The following is a 19,512-nucleotide window of genomic DNA, read 5'->3' as shown; positions in this document are numbered from 1 at the left end:
CTTCAGGGGTCATAGTAGTTGCACTTGCTACTTGTGTCAAAGAGTGTAACTATCTTCCCTCACTTAGACCTATATTTGCAAAGGTGAGATGCTCCCGAGCGATCGCTCCGAGGATGTTTACTACAAGCCTAAACGCCCAGAGGAGCCTTCTTATACCCTACATTCAAGAAGCACGGGTGTAGGGAAGCAAAAAGGGTTTTTTGATTCATAACAGGTGGTGTGCCGCAAGTTGGTTTGCTTTTAACCAAGTAAGCTACGCACACGACAACAGGAAAAGCGTAATGTGGATTAGGAGCAAAGGTTAGAGAAATTAAATTTTCTTTTTCCCTTAACCCTTGCCTTTAACCACAAAAGTCCAAAAGCCCCTTTTGCAAGGGAGATATAAAAATGAACAGAGTTCACAACAAAAGATGAAAATCTCTCTTCCTAAGTAAATGAACAAAAATATTTACAGTCATTGCGTACTCATTTGGAGAAGCCGTAGGACACGAAGCGTACTCCTTTAAAGAAGCAAGCTATGCGGAGCATCTTTAGGACTAGCAATCCCAACTCTTGCGATTGCTAGCCCTTCTCTACGAGACGCTTCGCTCCATAAAGTCCTTTGGGCATGGCTGCGCTTAGTGCAATGATGTTGTGTAGTTAATTCTGTTCGACTACTTACTATCTGTTACCTATTCCTTATTTTCAATACCTATACTTTAAATCGCAGCTTCTTGGCGTTGACAATCAAAAACAACCATGTACGAAGCATTTGGTATTTCTTGAGGAAGGTGTCGCATATAGCCATCGGCATCAGAACGGCTGCGGAAGCGAGCAACAATCTCCCGTTGTGTATTAGGAAGTAGACGCGCGATCGCCCAAGAATTGAGTCGCTCTTTATAAGCAATAGGTTGATTGTCTGATTTGGAAGCTTTGTAATCCGTATTTTCTGGCATAATTATGTTTTCCTTATGAAGTTTCATGAAAGGCATTAATTAGTTTCTAGGTAGGAATGCACTAACGCTTTTTTTAATGCTGCTGCCACCTTGTTATTCGATTATTTATATATTGTCAACACTTGGCGCTATATTTTAGACCAACGAAATTGTAACTTTCAGGTAACTATGAATCTCAAAGCCTTAATTTGTAACTGTTTTCAGGACACAACAGTGCTCAATCTGGAAATTAGGCAAGTATTGCGACTGCACGATTTATTTCAATACGCTTAAGTAAATTCCACAACAGTAAAGAGTTAAAGACCATGCTTTAAACTATACATTAAAAACTAAACTTCAAATGTCCAATAACGCGCGTAGACACTCTTGATTCTTATACAAGTGTGAACAGTAAAGCTATGCTGCGGGCATTTGCGCTTTTTACAGTTAGTTGAAAAATCCTTAAAATCTTCAAGTTGATTGATTATTTTAAAACAAATTTTCCCCAAATTTTGAAGATATTTTTAGGATAGCTCCGAAGATACATCCATGTATAAATTTAAAATTTTAGTATCTTGACTAATAGCTATGAATTAGTTAAATTTTTTAAGAAAATAGCTGTTCTTGACGATTGCTACTAAATTCGATACAATTCCTGCGTAATAGATTCTTGGCTACTAAAGATGAGAGCAACAGCATCAATCTTAAAAAAATTAGCTACACAAATGGGAGCGGTTGTATTCATAGAACCAGAATATGAATTAGTTGGACATATTACATTTAAAAACGGAAAAAAATCAGTTTTTAACAATACTAGACTTGATATTAATGGCTTTGGCTCTTCACACTTAGCTAGCGATAAAGGTTATTGTAATTATTTTCTAAAAGAATTTGGGTATGCAGTCACAGAGGGAAAAACATTTTTTAATGAAAAAATATGTGCTTACATTCCCAACCCTAGAAACATCCATGATGGCTGGAATTATGCTCAGGAATTAGGATTACCGGTCATTGTTAAGCCCTTAAGTCTGAGTTTAGGAGTTTTAGTAGCTAAAGTGTATGAAAAAGAAGAATTCTATGAAGTAGCTGAGAAAATTTTCCAGACTCAATCAGGTTTACTTGTAGAAAGATTTTATAGTGGTGATGACTTCAGAATTTTAGCTTTCGATGATGAAGTAGTTGCTGCTTATCAAAGAATCCCTTTATCTGTGATCGGTGATGGTAATTCTACTATTATGCAATTAGTAGAAAATAAACGCCAAAAGTTTATAAAAAATAATGAAAAAATACTTATTGATTTAGAGGATTTCCGCATTCATCGAAAATTACAAAGACAAAATCTCTCTTTGGAAACTGTGCTTCCTCAAGATACTTTAGTTTATCTTTTAGATAATGCTAATTTATCCAATGGAGGTGATTCAGTAGATTTCACTGATAATATTCATCCTGATTTTCAAAAGTTAGCTATTAATATCACTAAGGATTTAGGCTTGAGATTGTCAGGGGTAGATATAATTACTACTGATATTACTAAACCATTGGGAGATTATACTGTGATTGAAGTCAATAGCGCCCCTGGTTTGGGTCATTATATGTCACTTGGAGAGATCCAAACTAAGAGGGTAGAAAACTTATACCTCAAAGTTCTTCAGGCTTTAGAAAACGGGCAAAGTCCAGCAGTGGTTAATTGTACTACTGCTGCTCATTAACGAGATATCAGACAAAATCCTCGTCCAGAGTGAGGATTTTGTTTACTAATTTTTATTTAGTAGGGATTCAAATTCAGCTTGTAAAGCTGCAATATCTGCCAATCTTGCGGTTTTAGATCAAGAAGAAGAATATGAAAGTTACGCAAAAAATCACGTTGTATAAGTATACTGTCTGACTTTGCCTGAGATTTAGACGATCGCTTAATTAGTAATGACTGGAGATTTATCTTAGCGATCGCCACATCCTTTATGCGTCAGTGATACTGTAGATGATGACCAAAGAGTGCAGGATAAGGTTAGTTATGCCAGACGTTTGGTTTGATTAATCATGGTCGAAATTTTTGATTGCGATCGCTGCTTTACAGTCTAGCATTTTCAAATTTACCATTACGGCCAACTATCTAAAGAGTGAAAGTCTTTTCTTAAAATTCGGCCATTAGTTAGTTGTGTAATTTGAATAATAGATTAATACTATTTTTAGTATCGCAAATACACATTTTGGTTTGTTAAAAAATAACAAATATTACAAAGCATAATCAATCGAAGCATTTGAAGAATAGCTTTACTTTTTTGTGGAGGAGATTTTCATGTCTAATTTATTTCGTTGGTCATCAGCAAGGGTCATTTTGCTAGTTCTGGGAATGACAGCTGCTACAGTAACTCCTATGGTTATTTCTGCCCCAGCTTCATCTCAAAATACTGTTCCAACTACCACCCCATCGCCTACTTCAACAGTTAACTTGTCTGATGTTTCCTCAGATTATTGGGCACGTCCCTTCATTCAAGTTTTAGCTGACAATAATGTGATTAGCGGCTTTCCTGATGGGACTTTTAAGCCGAATCAATCTGTAACTCGTGCTGAATTTGCCGCCCTAATTCAAAAAGCTTTCAGTAACCAAAACCGAATTCGGCAATTAAGTTCTGGTGGATTTAAAGATGTTCCTGCTGGCTACTGGGCAACCTCTGCAATTCAGTTCGCCTATGAAACTGGATTTTTGGCAGGCTATCCCGGAAACGTGTTTTCGCCAAGTCAGCAAATACCCAAGGTACAGGCGATCGTTGCTTTAACCAATGGCTTGGGTTTGGCTAGTAGCACCACTGGCACAAGTATTGATCTTAGCACTTACTACACCGACGCCTCAGCTATCCCGAACTACGCCGTTAGTAGTGTGACAACAGCAACACAAGCTAATATTGTTGTCAACTATCCAGATGTAAAACAACTTAATCCGCAACAATCCTTGACTCGTGCTGAAGCAGCAGCACTTTTATATCAGGCTTTAGTTAGGCAGGGACAGTTGCAACCTATTGCTAGTAATCTTCCAGCTACTCAGTATATTGTCGGCGGAACTCAAACTGGTACTGACATTGTTGCTCTTGCTGCATCCAGTAATTCTTTTACAACTCTGACTTCTTTATTAAAGACAGCCGGTTTAGTAGATACTCTGCAACAGTCTGGGCCTTATACAGTTTTTGCTCCCACTGATGAGGCATTTGCTGCTTTACCTGCTGCTACCTTACAGCAATTACAGCAACCAGAGAACAGAGAAACATTAGTTAAGATTTTGACATACCATGTGGTTTCTGGTGCAGTAACTTCTAGTCAACTGACGAATGGGGAACTGAAAACTGTTGAAGAAAGACCTGTAAATATTCAAATCGATTCTGCTAACAATCAAGTTTCGGTAAATAGTGCCAGAGTTATCCAGGCAGATGTCAAAGCTAGCAATGGTGTTATCCATGCAATTAACCAAGTCCTAATCCCGCCCGATATTAACATCAGTCAGTTAAATCAGCCAACAACAGGAACCAATGGTACAACGCCTGATGTTACGCCAGGTAGAGCTACTCGTGGTGGCAGAAGCTACATTGGAGCTGCTGGTAACATTGGTTTGAACGGCAACGATACAGCTCTGAGCGAAGGTAACTTTGCGGTGATCAGTAAAGTTGGTCTAACAAACTATATATCAGTGCGACCATCGGTGATCTTTGGGGACGATACAATATTTTTGGTTCCCTTGACTTTTGATTTCAATCCACGCAGAGCAGGTTCGGTGGGTGAACAGACTTTCAGTATATCTCCTTATTTAGGTGCTGGCGTAGCGATTGAAGCTAATCTCGATACTGATTTTGGATTCCTCCTAACTGGTGGTGTAGACGTTCCTATAGGTTCTCGATTTACGGTGACAGGTGCTGTAAATGCTGCTTTTCTGGATAACACTGATGTAGGATTGCTACTCGGACTTGGCTACAACTTCTAAATATTGGTAGAGACGCGATTAATCGTGTCTCTACGCCTAACTTTTTTAGTAGGGGCGAATTGAGGGTTGAAGTTTAAACGCATAGGCGCTTCGCCTTCCCGCAGGGTAGGAGCGCAAAGGGAAGCGCAGAGGCACGCAGAGAATTCGCTAGGATATTAATGAAATGTAGTACTAAGGTGGCATCAAACTGGATTAACGTCGTTTGATAGCTAAAGTTAGTCCATCTGCAATAGGGATAAGGGAGAGCGTTATACGATCATCATGATGTAACTTTTTGTTGAGCGCCCGAATCGCTTGGGTACTTGCATCTTGAATTTGCGGATTAGCAACTTGTCCTGACCATAAAACATTATCAATAACAATTAATCCACCCGGACGCACCAATTGCAGCGATCGCTCATAATATCCATCATAATTTTCTTTATCAGCATCAATAAAAGCAAAATCAAATGTCTCGGCTTGTCCAGTTGCCAATAATTGATCTAAAGTTTCCAAAGCTGGTGCCAATCGTAGATCGATTTTATCGGCAACCCCGGCTTCATGCCAATACCGCCGGGCGATCGCAGTAAATTCTTCACTTACATCACAAGCGAGAATTTGACCATCAGTTGGTAATGCCAAAGCTACAGAAAGTGAGCTATAACCCGTAAATACTCCAACTTCCAGGGTTTTCTTCGCTCCAATTAACTGCACCAAAAGGCTCATAAACTGCCCTTGTTCTGCTGAAATCTGCATTCCGCTTCTGGGATGACTGGCGGTTTCTTGGCGCAACTTCAAAAGAATCTCCGGCTCCCGCAGCGAAACGGATAAAAGATAATTGTAGAGTTGGTCATTAAGACCTATACTTTGTTTTGTCATAGTAGATGAAAGAATTAAAGAATCTACAGTTATACTATCGCTGATGAGTGGTTTATCAGGAATAACATGGTGCGGTTGGTTTTGACAGCAATATTGCTGGTGCTATTGACAGCTTGTGGCAGTATTGGACTGCTACCGACTAGGGAGTTAGTGCAGAAAGCGATCGCATTCGGTCTAGAACAAACCCAACAAAAGCTTAGTCAACAGTTGGATCTAGATTTTCAAGGATTTGAAATCAAGCGGCTATCAATCACCGAGGAACAACCCCTAACGATTGAAAATTTACCAGCTTTCCGTGTTCAGGGAACCTACGACTTGATTGTTAAGTTACCAAAACGACGCTTGACGCAACCGAAAAAACCGTTTGACGTTTACTTGCAAATTCAGCAAGAAGGTAAAACTTGGCGATTGCTACTTCCAGAAAAAGGTAACAAAGATACTCAACCAATTTGGCGCAGTTATCTCATCCAGTAATTGCTACGTGCAACTATAAAAACCATCACAAGCATTTGGCGTTGCTACTTTGTCAAAAAGGGTAGCAAATCAATTTGGCATAGCTATCTCATCGAAAAGCTGGTATGTGCAAATAGAAAAACCATCACAATGATTTAACGTATAACTGCTGGGTTACAGTCATGATCGAGGTGATAGTTTCACCGGAGATAAGGCAAAATGTATATTAACTTTTTTATCAGTTCCATTACTGGAATTGTAGTTGTGGTGCTGGCGGCTTTTGGCTTATTGCAATGGTTGCACATACCTGCTGGTAACTTTCTCGATTGGGTAATTGGTGGTGCTAGTTTTTGGTGGCTGTTGGTAATTGTTACCGTCCCGTGGAATGTGCATTTTCAAGCTAAAGAAGTCTTAGTAGAAGCAGCACAATCAACTGAGAAAGGAATTCCGGTTGATGAGAAACAAGTGAAGTACGTTACACTTTTGGCAAAGCGATCGCTTTGGGTTGCCATTGCTTTACACTTGTTCTCAACTGTTGGTCTTTATGCCCTCGCTGCTACTGGTATTAGTACGGTGGGATATATTAGTTCTGGTGCAGCTTTGTTATTAACAATTCTGCGTCCAGCGGTTCGGGCTTACGAGTATTTATATGCGCGGTTAGCGATGATTCGCCAAGAATGGAAGTATCCCCGTGAAGATATTTTTGAACTGCGCGATCGCTTCTCAAATTTGGAACAAAAAATCCAATCTTTCGAGGATCAATTAAATCCAGAACAACCCTATTCATTACCAGCAACTCAACAACGTTTTGCCGAAGAGACTCGCAGAGATTTAGCCCGAATTGCTGCTAATTTAGAAGAATTACGAGCGACAAATCAAACTGAACATGAGCGTTTGGGGAGAGAAGCACGAACTGCGATCGCGCAGCTTTCTACTGATGGGCAATTTCTCGATCATGTGCGTGAACTTATTCGATTCTTTAAAACAGCCTAATCAATTCTAAGCTAGATTTAAAAAGTTTTCCTCTTTTCTATTTGGTATGCCTGCAATAAATATTCACCATTGAAATGAATCAGGTGAGTTGCATCTTCAGCAACCCAAACATCTGTTTCCCAAGCAATCTCTGTCAGATATGCCACCATTGCCTTACGACTAAGAAATGTTGTTACCATCACCAGAGGTATTTGGACACTTTTAAATAAGACTTCAAGTTCCTTTTTGCGTTTAGGATTAATTGGGCCATGTGAGGTTACAGCTTCAATCAGTACCAACCAGTTATTTTTTGTGAAGTGAATGATCACATCTGGCATTTTGCAGTGGGAATCGATGTTAACGCCTAAAACTGTCAATGCTGCTTCATCAAAATGGGCGAACTTTTCATCTGTATCGCCAACATAAACGAGCTTTCCACTAGGAGTAAAACGAGGGGCAAAATCATTAATAATTTTTTCAATCAGAATATTCTGACCACCTGGTGATAAAGTTTTAATTTCCCCATTAATTACTATTGGAATACGGGACATTTCACGTTCTTGAGCATACTGCTTTTTCAGAGTTTCAACCGAAGCAAGGTAAGTGTGAATGCTCTTTTCCCATTCGTCAGTGGCGTAAGTTCTTAATAATTCTAGCGCACTGGTTTCAATTTGATATACAGTTTTTGGACTGTTGATAGGGCGGGTTAAATCATCTGGATTAGCAACTATCAAAGCTGCATCTAGAAATTGATGCACTGTCTGACGGCGAACTGTTTCCCGCGTGTTGGGCTTATAGGTTTTGCCATAATGTTGAGCCATAAAGTCCATCATCGGCGTAATTCCCATCAAAGGGGAAGTTGCTAATTGCCAAGAGTCTGTCGGTTTTAAGTCAAGCAACGCCAGAAGAGTTAAAGCTGAACGTTCGTTAAGTTGTGCTCGTGGAAAGCCCAATTTTGTCAATATTTGCAGCGCTTCATCAATTCGAGATTTAGTTGCAATTGGATTATTTTCTGACAGATTAGACATACTCAAGAGCTTAGTTTCTATAAGTTGATCAATTTCCCACAAACAAGGAAACTGCTCTTTAATCCCTGTCCCTAACGACAATAGCTGTGACAAATTAGGGTACTTTAATTTTCGCAAATCTGTTGCATTTACCTGAGTATGGCCATTGAACAATCGGAAAAAAGCATCGACTAAAGTTGAATTTAGATAAACAGCAAGCCCACGAGCCAAGGTAAGGCTAAGTCCACGCCCATCTTTGTGAAAGTAATTCAAGTGATTTTCAAAACCGACATAGGCATAATTAAATTGGTTGGCATCATAAACCACTGTAACAATACGCCTTTTCTCTTCTTTCGCTGAGAATCTTTTACATAAAACGTAATGCTCATTTGGAATCAGAAGATTCGCTGTTTTTTCTATATGCACTATCGCTTGGGGTTTTTTGGTTATTTTTGGATAATCTACAGATCCATTCGATAAATTCACCGGATAAATTAAAGGAACAGTATTGTTTTCTGGATTTGTCCTTAGGTAATCTTTTGCTCGAAAATCTACTACCCGTCCGGTTGAAACTGTTAGCCCTAAGTCTTTCAACGTACAGGTGAAAAGTGCCATTTGCTGTACGATTTGCTGGCTAATCTTATCTGGAATAATATGAATAAATTGCTCTAGATCATCGGGGTTAACTAAGTCCAAATATGGTACAGAGTGTGACATGATAAAGTCATCAATAGCACCAGAACTGCTATTGATGATTACACTGCTAGACTTTTGCTTTTGTTTTGTAGCTTGGATGATGATAGTTTCTTGCAAAATATCATCGTCACTAAATGCTTCTTGCCGCGACTCAAAAAGATGTACTTGCTGTAAAGCCATCATCTCTAAAAACATCTTGCGGAAGTTACGGAAATAAGGCCCATTGCAAAAACTGCGCGGGGTAATCGCTACAAACTCTCCACTTGGTTTTAGAAGTTGCGCTGTAGCAGCCATAAAACCAGTATAAAGATTGCTAGTCTCCAAACCTATGGAACGCAGCAATTCGCGCACCTGTGAATGAGCATTGATTTTCAAATAAGGCGGGTTGAGGATAGCATGGGTAAATTCTGTTGCGATTGCACTATTTAATAAACCAACCTGAAGCAGCCTGACTGCATCTTCGATAAAATCAGTCTCACGAATTTCGTAATTGAAGGAAATACCTACATATTGACATTCCCTCTCACATAGCTCTAGAGTCTGATGCAAATATCCAATTAGAAAAGGGTCAATTTCATAGGCTACAACGCGCAAACTTGAAGTGTGTTGTGGATGCTGGCATACTTTAGCCACAAAAGCGGCTACTAATGAACCGATTCCTGCTCCAGCATCAAGCAAGGATATTTCAGGCAAATCCAGCCTATTAAACATCCCAGCCATCAATTCTGCTACTGAGGCGGGAGTCAAAAACTGACCTATCGACCCTTTTTTGTCTTGCCTTAGCTTTAAACTTACTACAGCCCGACGAAGATCCACTTCTGCAAGCAAGTTTCCACTTGATAATTCTGCGAGGCTGGTAAACCGCAAACTACTGTTGTCACTTACTACTAACGTTCTACTGCTTGATGGGACGATCACGGTCTGTTTTTTTAATTGCTATCAAGTTTACAACAACTTTACAGTAGACCTCTTGCATAAATAATTTTTTGTCTCACGCAAAGGCGCAAAGGCGCAAAGAGGAAGTTGAAAAGAAGGACTTTTGCAAGAAGTCTAGTTTAGCTATTCACATTAACAAATATTATTTTGACACTACCAAACTTTAATCATATTCAAAACAAATCCAGGCAATACCGATTCCCTGCTCACAGTCGCGGGATTTTCCAGACATTCCTCTGGCGCACCAGGACGATAAATATAGACTCAGCGATGTTTGCGGTCAATTAGTAAGCCTAGCTGTACTCCTGGCTCTCTCATATATTCCTCCATTTTCTCTTTCAAGGGTTTGAGGTTATCAGAAGGCGACCTCAGTTCAACTAAAAAATCTGGACAAATGAGAGCAAACCTTTGCTGTTGTTTTGGCGAGAGAGCATTCCACCGTTCTAGTTTTATCCATGACACATCAGGCGATCGCTCTGCACCTGTTGATAGCTTAAATCCTGTACTAGAGTCAAAACAAATACCTGTGCCGTCTTTTTCTGTCCAAACGTACAACTGGCCAGCTATGTTGAAATTACGATTACCTGTCTCGGAACCAGTAGGGGACATAATTGATATTTCTCCAAATTGATTCCGCTCAATGCGTAAGTCACGATTAACCTGACAGAAGTCAAAAAACTGCTCGTCTGTCATTTGCATTGAGGGGGGGATTTGCACAACTAAAGGGGATGAAAACATGATGATTTCCTCTAAGTTTTGCTGTCTTATCCGACTGGCTTTTATTTCTTATTCTCACGCAATTCATTAACTAAATCCATGCTGGGATGAAAGCATAATAGGGATAATAGTCATTTTTGCTGCAAATTTCCAAAAAGCGAGTGCATTTTATGGTGACTAACTTCCAGCTTCACTTTAGTGCGTTGCTGAATCAAGGGATGAAATGTTATGCATTGAAATCTAAAACTCTTTATACTCTCTGCGCCTCTGCGCCTCTGCGTGAGATAAATCATCCCGCAAATATGCAACGCCCACTTTAGCAGGTAATGAAAAGTAAAATAGTAATTTTACTGGGGGTAAAAATAATCGTGTAAGTTACTATACTGCATGAATAACGAGTTAATCCTGATATCATTTCATTGTCTTAGATGGGGTGGACACCAATGACATCTGAAAGCAGCGATCGCCAAAAAGAACTTGAACAACGGGAACGTATACTCCGAGAACGAGAAGTTGAATTGCGTCTCCGGGAAATGGAAGCTAACATCCAGGCTACCGATGCGGCTTTTCATCAAACTGCGAAGCATCAGCCGGAAGATTCCCAAAAACCTTGGATGAAAAAAGTTATCCTCGGTGGAAAGCTGTTTGCTCTTGGTGTGGTAACGCTGGTTGCAGTGAAGATAGCCTCCGTGCTGGCTGGATTTATTATTGTTGCTGCACTGGGGTTGATGTCTTACAAATTATTTTTTGAATCCAAAAAAACCAATCTTTAATAAAGGTGTAACTATTATGAGTGATCAGGTAGCAACTGACAGATTTATCCAAGATTTAGAGCGTGTTGCTCAAGTGCGATCGGAGATTTCTATATGTTTGACTAAACTAGCTGAAACAATTAATAAAGCTGAGTTAGCTGGGGACTCTTCATCAGGAAAACTAAGTTTAGAACGAGATATTGAAGATATTACAGTAGCTAGTAAAAACCTCCAAAAAGGTGTATTTCGCCTTTTGGTATTGGGCGATATGAAACGGGGAAAAAGTACGTTTTTCAATGCTTTAATTGGCGAAAACTTATTGCCGAGTGATGTTAACCCTTGTACCGCAGTGTTAACGGTTTTACGCTATGGGGCAGAAAAGAAAATTACCATTTATTTTAATGATGGTAAAAGTCCGCAACAGCTAGATTTTCAGAACTTTAAATATAAATACACTATTGACCCAACTGAAGCTAAAAAACTAGAGCAGGAGAAAAAGCAAGCATTTCCAGATGTTGATTATGCAGTAGTTGAGTATCCTTTAACGATACTAGAAAAGGGAATTGAAATTGTTGATAGTCCAGGACTAAATGATACAGAAGCCCGGAACGAATTATCTTTGGGTTATGTAAATAATTGCCATGCAATTTTGTTTGTGATGAGGGCTTCTCAACCTTGTACCTTGGGTGAGCGTCGCTACCTAGAAAATTATATCAAAGGTCGAGGATTAACGGTTTTCTTCTTAGTTAATGCTTGGGATCAGGTGCGGGAATCATTGATTGATCCTGATGATGTAGAAGAATTAAAAGCATCTGAGGATAGATTGCGGCAAGTATTTAAAGCGAATTTAGCAGAATATTGTTATGTAGATGGTCAGGATATTTATGACGAACGTGTGTTTGAGCTTTCGTCAATTCAAGCACTCAGACGACGGTTGAAAAATCCTCAAGCTGATTTAGAGGGGACTGGCTTTCCTAAGTTTATGGGTTCGCTTAATACTTTTCTTACCAGAGAACGGGCGATCGCAGAACTCCGTCAAGTCAGAACCTTGGCAAGACTTGCCTGCAATCATACCCGCGAAGCAGTTGCTAGACGCATACCATTACTTGATCAAGATGTAAATGAATTAAAAAAACGAATTGATTCAGTGGAACCAGAATTTAACAAACTCACAGGTATTCGAGATGAATTCCAAAAAGAAATTATCAATACGAGAGACACTCAAGCAAGAACGATTTCCGAATCTTTTCGCAGCTATGTTTTAAACTTAGGTAACACCTTTGAAAACGATTTTTTACGTTATCAGCCAGAATTAAATCTATTTGATTTCCTCAGTAGTGGTAAGCGAGAAGCATTTAATACCGCACTGCAAAAAGCCTTTGAGCAATATATTACTGACAAATCTGCGGCTTGGACATTAACTGCTGAAAAAGATATTAATGCAGCTTTTAGAGAACTTTCTCGCAGTGCTGCACAATATGGCGCGTCTTATAATCAAGTCACAGATCAAATCACAGAAAAGCTCACCGGACAAAACGTTAAAGCAAATACGACTACCACTGCTGAAGAAGATAAATCTCCCGGATGGGCAAAATGGGCAATGGGATTGTTTTCACTGTCTAACGGAAATCTTGCTGGCGTCGCCCTAGCTGGAGCCGGATTTGATTGGAAAAACATCTTGTTAAACTACTTCACTGTAATTGGCATTGGTGGGATAATTTCGGCAGTGACAGGAATTTTGCTCGGCCCTATCGGGTTTGCACTGCTAGGTTTAGGAGTAGGATTTTTGCAAGCAGATCAAGCGCGGAAAGAGTTGGTTAAAACGGCTAAAAAAGAGTTAGTTAAATATCTACCCCAAGTAGCAAATGAGCAATCTCAGGTTGTATACAATGCAGTGAAAGAGTGTTTTGACTCTTACGAAAGAGAAGTGAGTAAGCGGATTAAAGATGATATTGTATCCCGCAAATCTGAATTAGATAATTTAGTAAAGCAGAAGCAAACCCGTGAAATAAATCGTGAGAGTGAGTTCAAACGTTTAAAAACCTTACAAGAAGATGTAATAGCTCAGTTGCAAAAAATTGAGGCTGCGTATAGCAATTTATTAGCTTACTATAGCTAATATTTTTCATTACTCTCGACTCTCGTTCCCAGTCTCAGACTGGGAATGCCTACTGGGAGGCTCTGCCTCCGATAATAAGAATGTGAGGCGGAGCCTCAATGAATTGCATTCCCAGCTAGAAGCTGGGAACGAGGAAACGAGGAAGATAGAGGAACTATGCAGCAACAGTATGAAGGTTATAAAGATTTAGCAGATTCTCTCAAATCTACATCTGCGTTACTAAATTTAGAAAGCAAATCGCAACTGCATCAAGATATAATTACCATTTGTAATCATCTGGTTAATCCGACCTTTCGGATTGCGGTATTTGGCCCCTTTAATTATGGCAAGTCTACCCTATTGAATGCCATGCTGGGTAATCGTACTTTACCAATTGATTTAATTCCTACTACAGGCGCAGCAATTACTGTCAAGTATGGCTCTGATGTGCGAACCCGCATCATGTTGGTAGATGGTACAGAAATCTATCGCAGTGGCACAGAAGTTTTACAACAATTTGCAATTCTTGATGGCAATAGACAGATGCGAAAAGATGTAGCATCTGTAGAAGTTTTTTGTCCGCATCCCTTTTTGGAAACAGGTGTAGAATTACTCGATTTACCAGGAACAAATGATCGAGATGAACAAGATAATTTAATCCGAGAACAACTCCTAAGTGCAGATTTAGTTATCCAATTATTAGATGCACGTAAATTAATGACTTTGGGTGAGCGGGAAAATTTGCGAGATTGGCTATTAGATCGGGGTATTCAAACAGTTATATTTGTCGCTAATTTTATGAACTTGCTCGAACTCGACGAGCAAAAACAAGTTCAAAATCGTCTGCTGTTTGTCGCGGCAAGCTTTCGAGCCGAATTACCTTCAGGTTTTAGTAATTTATATCGCGTTGATGCTTTACCTGCCTTAAGAGCCAGATTAAAAGGTGATGTTGCTGCTGCTAATAGTAGTGGGTTAGCGGCTTTTGAAACAGCGTTGCAAAATATTGTGGGGATTTTGCAACCAAATCGTGGTAGTGTGCGTTTGCCAAGAGTGGAAGCGATCGCTTCTCAAATTCAACTCTCATTAAAAGCTAAAATTGACCCAATTGCTAGTGAAATAAAATCCTTTAATGATAAACAAAATGCCAAAATTGAAATTAAAGAAAAAGCAGCCAACTTAATTTATAAAGGTTTTACTACTAGCGTGGCAGAGTTACGCGATTGGCTAGCATTACCCAAGCTACTTACAAAATATCAAGCTGATGCAGCAGTTGCATTGGCAGAAAATAACTTTAAAGCTTGGCAAACAAATACTCTTAAAAAAGACCTAACTCAGTTGCAACTAGCTGTGGTGAAATGGCTTTATCAAGCTTACGAATTTTTCCAAGAAGAACGACCGCAAGATTTATTAATTCCCTTTCCTAGCGAACCACAAGTAACACTACCCTCAAAGTCAAACAATACTGATCATTTGAATGAACCTGGTTCCATCGCTGTTGGTGGTGGTATTGGTTGGTTGTTAGGCGGCCCAGTGGGTGCTGCTGTAGTTGGAAGTATTTCTTATTTGTTGAACAAGAATATCCAAAAACAAGACCAACAATCAGCAAAGGAATCTTATCATCAGGAAGTTGCAAAACTTTGTATAACTGCAATTGATGAGTATTTATCTAGCTTCAGCAGTCAAGGCTTATCAATTTTGAATGAATATGAACAAAAAGCCGCAAAAGTAATTTGCTTTGAATTTAGTCAAGAACCGCCAGAAATTACTAAGAAACGTGAAAGTTTGCAGCAGTTACAAAACGGTTTTAATCAGTTGCTACGAGAGTTAGAAAAAGTCAAAATTCTCTCAAATTATCAATTTTATCAAGAAATACCAAAATCCAGGAACAGCAATGGAAAATATTCGCCACAGCCAGAGAGAGTTCAAACTTCCTCACAAAAAGATACTGGTAATAATACTAGGGTAGAATCTGTTTCTCCACCACCGCCAAAAGCTCCTCCCTCTCCACGTCCAGAAGAGGTAGAGGCTAAATTTCGTGATTGGGAAGTCAATGAGGAAATAGCGCGAATGAAAGCAGAAATGCGAACGCCTGGTTCTCAAACTGGCAAACAGCAAAATACAACTCAAAGCAACAAAGCACCCAATCAACCAAAAACCCAGACGGAAAAAGATAAAATTACTCACGCCTACAACATTTTAGGATTGCAAGCAAATGCTTCTTTGGCTGAGGTAAAGCAAGCTTATCGAACTTTAGTAAAAAAATGGCATCCAGATTTGTTTGTGAATCAACCGCAACTGCTAAAACAAGCACAAGAGAAAATACACTTAGTTAATGAAGCTTACGCACTTTTGAGTGAGAAATGAACAACAAAATACCCAAGTTTTTTCATAAGTCGGGGATCTTTTAGATTTCATCCTAATTTCATTTCTAGCTGCAAAGCTAAGAAGTAAATATAGAATTAGGAAAGTATTAGGTGAGACTTATGCAACTGCTATCGTTGAGGAATGGCTTTTTGGCGTTAACCTTTAGTGCGATCGCTTCAGCCGGTGGGTTAATCACAGCCTGTACCAATACTGCTTCCCAGAACCAAAGCCAAGCCCCAAATGCAACTGCTACCAATGCTAGCGGCAAGCAACAGATGAACCACGGCAGTGGCATGAATCACAGCATGGGAATGGATTTAGGCCCAGCCGATGCTAACTTTGATTTACGATTTCTTGACGGTATGACACCGCATCATCAAGGGGCTGTGGAAATGGCTAAAGAAGCGCAGCAGAAATCAAAGCGTCCTGAAATCAAAAAGCTAGCAGACGATATCATCAAATCGCAAAACCAAGAAAGTACTCAAATGAAGCGGTGGCGACAAGCTTGGTATCCCAAGGCGGGAGATAAACCAATGGCTTATAACAGTCAAATGGGTCATAACATGGAAATGTCGGCTGACCAAATGAAAGCCATGATGATGAGTCAGGATTTAGGTGTGGCTGATGCTGAGTTTGATTTACGCTTTATCAATGCGATGATTCCTCACCACCAAGGGGCTGTAACAATGGCACAAGATGCTTTGAGTAAGTCTAAACGCCCTGAAATCAAGCAATTAGCCCAAGAAATTATCAAAGCACAAAATACAGAGATTAAGCAAATGCAGGAGTGGCGAAAAGCCTGGTACAACCAGTGAGATTTGTTTCATACACATCATTGGGTAAAGACGCGATGAATCGCGTCTCTACATCATCTGTGCAACGCTTAATTAGTCCCAAACACTGACTCGACAGTTGACTTAATTGAATCGCGCGCATCCTTCAAAGTTTGGCTAATGGGATGCTTTGCCTGCAAAAATACACGGGCACAATTGCGTCCTGGCATTCCCGAAATCGAACCACCTGGATGAGTTCCTGCACCAGTCAAAAATAGATTATCAATTGGCGTTTTGTAGTTCGCTATTTCTGGCAAGGGACGGAAAAATACCATCTGATCTAGGGTCATGTCAATATGGTAATAATTTCCTTTGTACGCACCTAATCTTTCTCCTAGTTCTGCTGGACTTTCTACACGACGGGCGATAGTTGCATTCTTAACGTTCGGTGCATAGTCTGCTAACTTATCAATCACTCTATCTGCAACTTTGTTTTTTAATTCATCTGTCCAACCAGTACCTTTTAAACCAGTGCCTTCTGCACCGGCAATTTGATAAGGGGCAAAATACTCAATCCATACGGTATGCTTGCCTGGCGGTGCTAATGTGGGGTCTAAGTAGCTAGGCATCACCACATACATTGATGGGTCAGCATCAGGAATCTGTCCCAAGGTACATTTACTATGAGCCTGTTCTACATGAGCCACGGAATCTGCAATTAAGATAGAACCGACGAGATATTCGTCTTTGTGGTCGTGGTGTGGAAAGCGCAGTGGTTCGTCTAAAGCCAAATCTATTTTGAGGATGGTTTCGTTGTTGTTAACGATGCGGCGTTCTAATCTTTCCCATAAATTTGGGTCGGCTCCATCAATATCGCTTTTATCAGTCATTTGCAAAAATAACCGCTTGGCATCAATATTAGAAATAACTCCGTGTTTAGCGCGATATTCTATATTACCAGCAACGCGCACACCTACAGCTTTTCCATCATCAATTAAAACTTTTTCAACATGCTGATCTGTGAGAATAACGCCACCTTTACTTGTGACTAAATTCACCAAAGCTTGCACAAGTGCGCCAGTTCCGCCGCGAGGTCTTGCCATACCAGGGCTGTGACGCATTGCCATCATAATTGCACCAATGGCAAGGGTTTTTTGTGATGGTGGCGCACCAAGTTCTGATGCTAATCTGGCTAGTGGCGCTTTGAGAAATTCTTCATCAAACCACTCGTTAAGTAAATCCTCGGCGCTGGTTAACATGGTGCGAATAAAGTCCAGCGTTTTGTTAGGGGAACCAATAATAGAAAATAAATCTTTTAGTTTTGTGATGTCGTAGTTACCAAGGATGTCTATAACTGACTTTGGCGGTGCATTAAACATGGGAATCATTGCACCTAGCGATCGCTGCCAAAAGTCTACAAATTCGGCATATTTTTTAGCATCACGTTCACTATACCGGGCAATTTCTGCACAAGTCTTTTCCACCGACTTATGTCCTAAGAAATACTTGCCATCAGGATGAGGACAGAAAACAACTGGATCGCACTCTAAATAATGCAAGCCGTATTTTTCTAGTTCTAATTCTTCAACAACTGGTCCTAAGTGAATAAATTCATGGTCAATAGCACACAAATTGAATTTAAATCCAGGCGCTTCTTGGGGTAAACATTCTTCAGTTGTTGCTGCACCACCTGGAACAGAACGCTTTTCTAGTAACAGAACGCTATAACCAGCTTTCAGCAAATAAGCTGCACAAACTAGTCCATTGTGTCCAGCACCGATCAGCACAACATCATACTCTTGCATAGTTGTTATTTTTAAATTAAGTAGCTTTCAGAATATTAAAAAACTTTTAGAAAATTTACATCACCCGTCAGTAACAAAGATTATCTTTAGCTAGAGTAAATACTACTAAAGAGATAGTTCAGTCAACGATGATGGTATTTGCCTGACTTGAGTTTCTATCGTAAGTATTAGACTACCAATTTCTACTTTTATATCTTTAATAGAAAACGCTATATCCTCCCATTTAAAAAATGGTGTATTCATCAGTTCTTTGGCTTTCTGCATTAATGCTGTAACTAATTCTATGGAAATCCCGCCTCCCTCAGTGCAGTTAAAACTTTCCAGCATCGCGGGTTTTGAATGAGTCTGTAAACGAGCGATCGCACTGTAAGCGAAAGGGCGAGTATTTCCAATTTCCTTTAACAGCACCTTTCCCCTACATTCTATTTTGCCATCACCAGGTAAAAGTACCTGAATTTCTTGCGGCTCAAAACTCACAATTTCACCATCTACATCCAACTCCAAGTTTTGCATCTGGCTGCAAATAAAGTCTGAGGTCAAGGCGCGATTAATATCTACTTCTGTAAGTATAATCCGAGCAATGGCATTTACTGGCTCATTGAGTTCTATTTGACCAAAAAGAGCGCTTAAGGGGTTAATGGCAATACTATCTGTTTGCAGTTTGATTTCCTGTACGCGAATATCTTGCTGGATGACTAATCCCTGTCCTGCAACCGAAACTCCATCAGCCTGTCCCTGAACTATTTTCAACAGATCGGTTTGTATATCTATTTCTATCTGTTCTACTTCATCTAGCTTGTCAGATATTCTTTTTTCAACTTCCTGGGATAGAAATTTTTCCTCTAACCGATGCTCATCAGGCATGAATTAGTAATCTCATAAATGTTCTCTTGCTAATTACTGTAAAGGCTAGATCCTAACGAGCGAATCTACATTGCGGTATATATAAATCGGAATATTAAAGTAATTTGTAATGACGCTCTCTACGTTCGCGCAGCGTGTCGCAGACAGAGGAGTACGAATACTCGCTCTAAGCGCGCAGCCTCTCGTTCGCGTAGCGTCTCCCTTTGGGAGAAGAGAAGGCTTTACACTACGCTAACGTAATTTATAAACAACTATAAACAAGACTGCCATCGTTAAGGGATCTGCGGGTTAATAGAGCCTACCGTGTACACACAAGTCTTTCCTAAAACCTCA

General features: G+C 39.8%; 13 protein-coding genes and 1 pseudogene. 8 read left to right on the top strand and 6 right to left on the bottom strand.

Annotated features, from left to right (window positions below):
* Window positions 1–698: 698 nt before the first annotated feature.
* Window positions 699–935 carry a hypothetical protein gene (locus F8S12_RS25200; RefSeq protein WP_196519040.1) on the bottom strand — a complete coding sequence of 79 codons (237 nt, stop codon included), beginning with the start codon at window positions 933–935 and terminating at the stop codon, window positions 699–701.
* Window positions 936–1,597: 662 nt separating this feature from the next.
* Between F8S12_RS25200 and F8S12_RS25195 the strand changes: the two genes are divergently transcribed.
* The gene (locus tag F8S12_RS25195; RefSeq protein WP_196519039.1) at window positions 1,598–2,623 is read left to right on the top strand and encodes a cyanophycin synthetase; all 1,026 of its coding nucleotides are present in this window, start codon (window positions 1,598–1,600) and stop codon (window positions 2,621–2,623) included.
* A 587-nt stretch (window positions 2,624–3,210) separates the two neighbouring features.
* Complete coding sequence (locus F8S12_RS25190; RefSeq protein ID WP_196519038.1) at window positions 3,211–4,884, top strand: fasciclin domain-containing protein; 1,674 nt, start codon at window positions 3,211–3,213, stop codon at window positions 4,882–4,884.
* Window positions 4,885–5,076: 192 nt separating this feature from the next.
* Here F8S12_RS25190 and F8S12_RS25185 read toward each other — a convergent pair whose 3' ends face one another.
* Window positions 5,077–5,742, bottom strand: coding sequence for a class I SAM-dependent methyltransferase (locus tag F8S12_RS25185; protein WP_196519037.1), 666 nt, complete (start codon window positions 5,740–5,742; stop codon window positions 5,077–5,079).
* Between the two features lie 66 nt (window positions 5,743–5,808).
* On the opposite strand from F8S12_RS25185, the gene F8S12_RS25180 reads away from it, so the two are divergent.
* Window positions 5,809–6,216 carry a hypothetical protein gene (locus F8S12_RS25180; protein WP_196519036.1) on the top strand — a complete coding sequence of 136 codons (408 nt, stop codon included), beginning with the start codon at window positions 5,809–5,811 and terminating at the stop codon, window positions 6,214–6,216.
* Between the two features lie 198 nt (window positions 6,217–6,414).
* The gene (locus tag F8S12_RS25175) at window positions 6,415–7,188 is read left to right on the top strand and encodes a hypothetical protein (RefSeq protein WP_196519035.1); all 774 of its coding nucleotides are present in this window, start codon (window positions 6,415–6,417) and stop codon (window positions 7,186–7,188) included.
* A gap of 17 nt (window positions 7,189–7,205) precedes the next feature.
* Here F8S12_RS25175 and F8S12_RS25170 read toward each other — a convergent pair whose 3' ends face one another.
* Entirely contained in the window at window positions 7,206–9,788 is a 2,583-nt protein-coding gene (locus tag F8S12_RS25170) for a BsuBI/PstI family type II restriction endonuclease (protein WP_331001446.1), read from the bottom strand.
* Window positions 9,789–9,959: 171 nt separating this feature from the next.
* A pseudogene (locus tag F8S12_RS25165) lies at window positions 9,960–10,544 on the bottom strand (Uma2 family endonuclease).
* A gap of 422 nt (window positions 10,545–10,966) precedes the next feature.
* Between F8S12_RS25165 and F8S12_RS25160 the strand changes: the two are divergent.
* The 4 genes from F8S12_RS25160 (at window position 10,967) to F8S12_RS25145 (ending at window position 16,552) form a co-directional block, all read left to right on the top strand.
* On the top strand, window positions 10,967–11,296 hold the full coding sequence (locus F8S12_RS25160; RefSeq protein WP_196519034.1) for a DUF3040 domain-containing protein: 330 nt from the start codon (window positions 10,967–10,969) through the stop codon (window positions 11,294–11,296).
* A gap of 16 nt (window positions 11,297–11,312) precedes the next feature.
* Complete coding sequence (locus F8S12_RS25155; RefSeq protein ID WP_196519033.1) at window positions 11,313–13,394, top strand: dynamin family protein; 2,082 nt, start codon at window positions 11,313–11,315, stop codon at window positions 13,392–13,394.
* Between the two features lie 156 nt (window positions 13,395–13,550).
* Window positions 13,551–15,737 carry a dynamin family protein gene (locus tag F8S12_RS25150; protein ID WP_196519032.1) on the top strand — a complete coding sequence of 729 codons (2,187 nt, stop codon included), beginning with the start codon at window positions 13,551–13,553 and terminating at the stop codon, window positions 15,735–15,737.
* Window positions 15,738–15,856: 119 nt separating this feature from the next.
* On the top strand, window positions 15,857–16,552 hold the full coding sequence (locus tag F8S12_RS25145; protein ID WP_196519031.1) for a DUF305 domain-containing protein: 696 nt from the start codon (window positions 15,857–15,859) through the stop codon (window positions 16,550–16,552).
* Between the two features lie 68 nt (window positions 16,553–16,620).
* Here F8S12_RS25145 and crtO read toward each other — a convergent pair whose 3' ends face one another.
* Together crtO and F8S12_RS25135 are read right to left on the bottom strand one after the other, a co-directional pair.
* On the bottom strand, window positions 16,621–18,315 hold the full coding sequence (crtO, locus tag F8S12_RS25140) for a beta-carotene ketolase CrtO (RefSeq protein WP_196519030.1): 1,695 nt from the start codon (window positions 18,313–18,315) through the stop codon (window positions 16,621–16,623).
* 105 nt (window positions 18,316–18,420) lie between these two features.
* On the bottom strand, window positions 18,421–19,179 hold the full coding sequence (locus F8S12_RS25135; RefSeq protein ID WP_196519029.1) for an LmeA family phospholipid-binding protein: 759 nt from the start codon (window positions 19,177–19,179) through the stop codon (window positions 18,421–18,423).
* Window positions 19,180–19,512 lie beyond the last annotated feature (333 nt).

The organism is Nostoc sp. WHI (genome assembly GCF_015714725.1).
Lineage (GTDB): Bacteria > Cyanobacteriota > Cyanobacteriia > Cyanobacteriales > Nostocaceae > Nostoc.
This window is presented reverse-complemented; position numbering and strand designations above follow the sequence as displayed.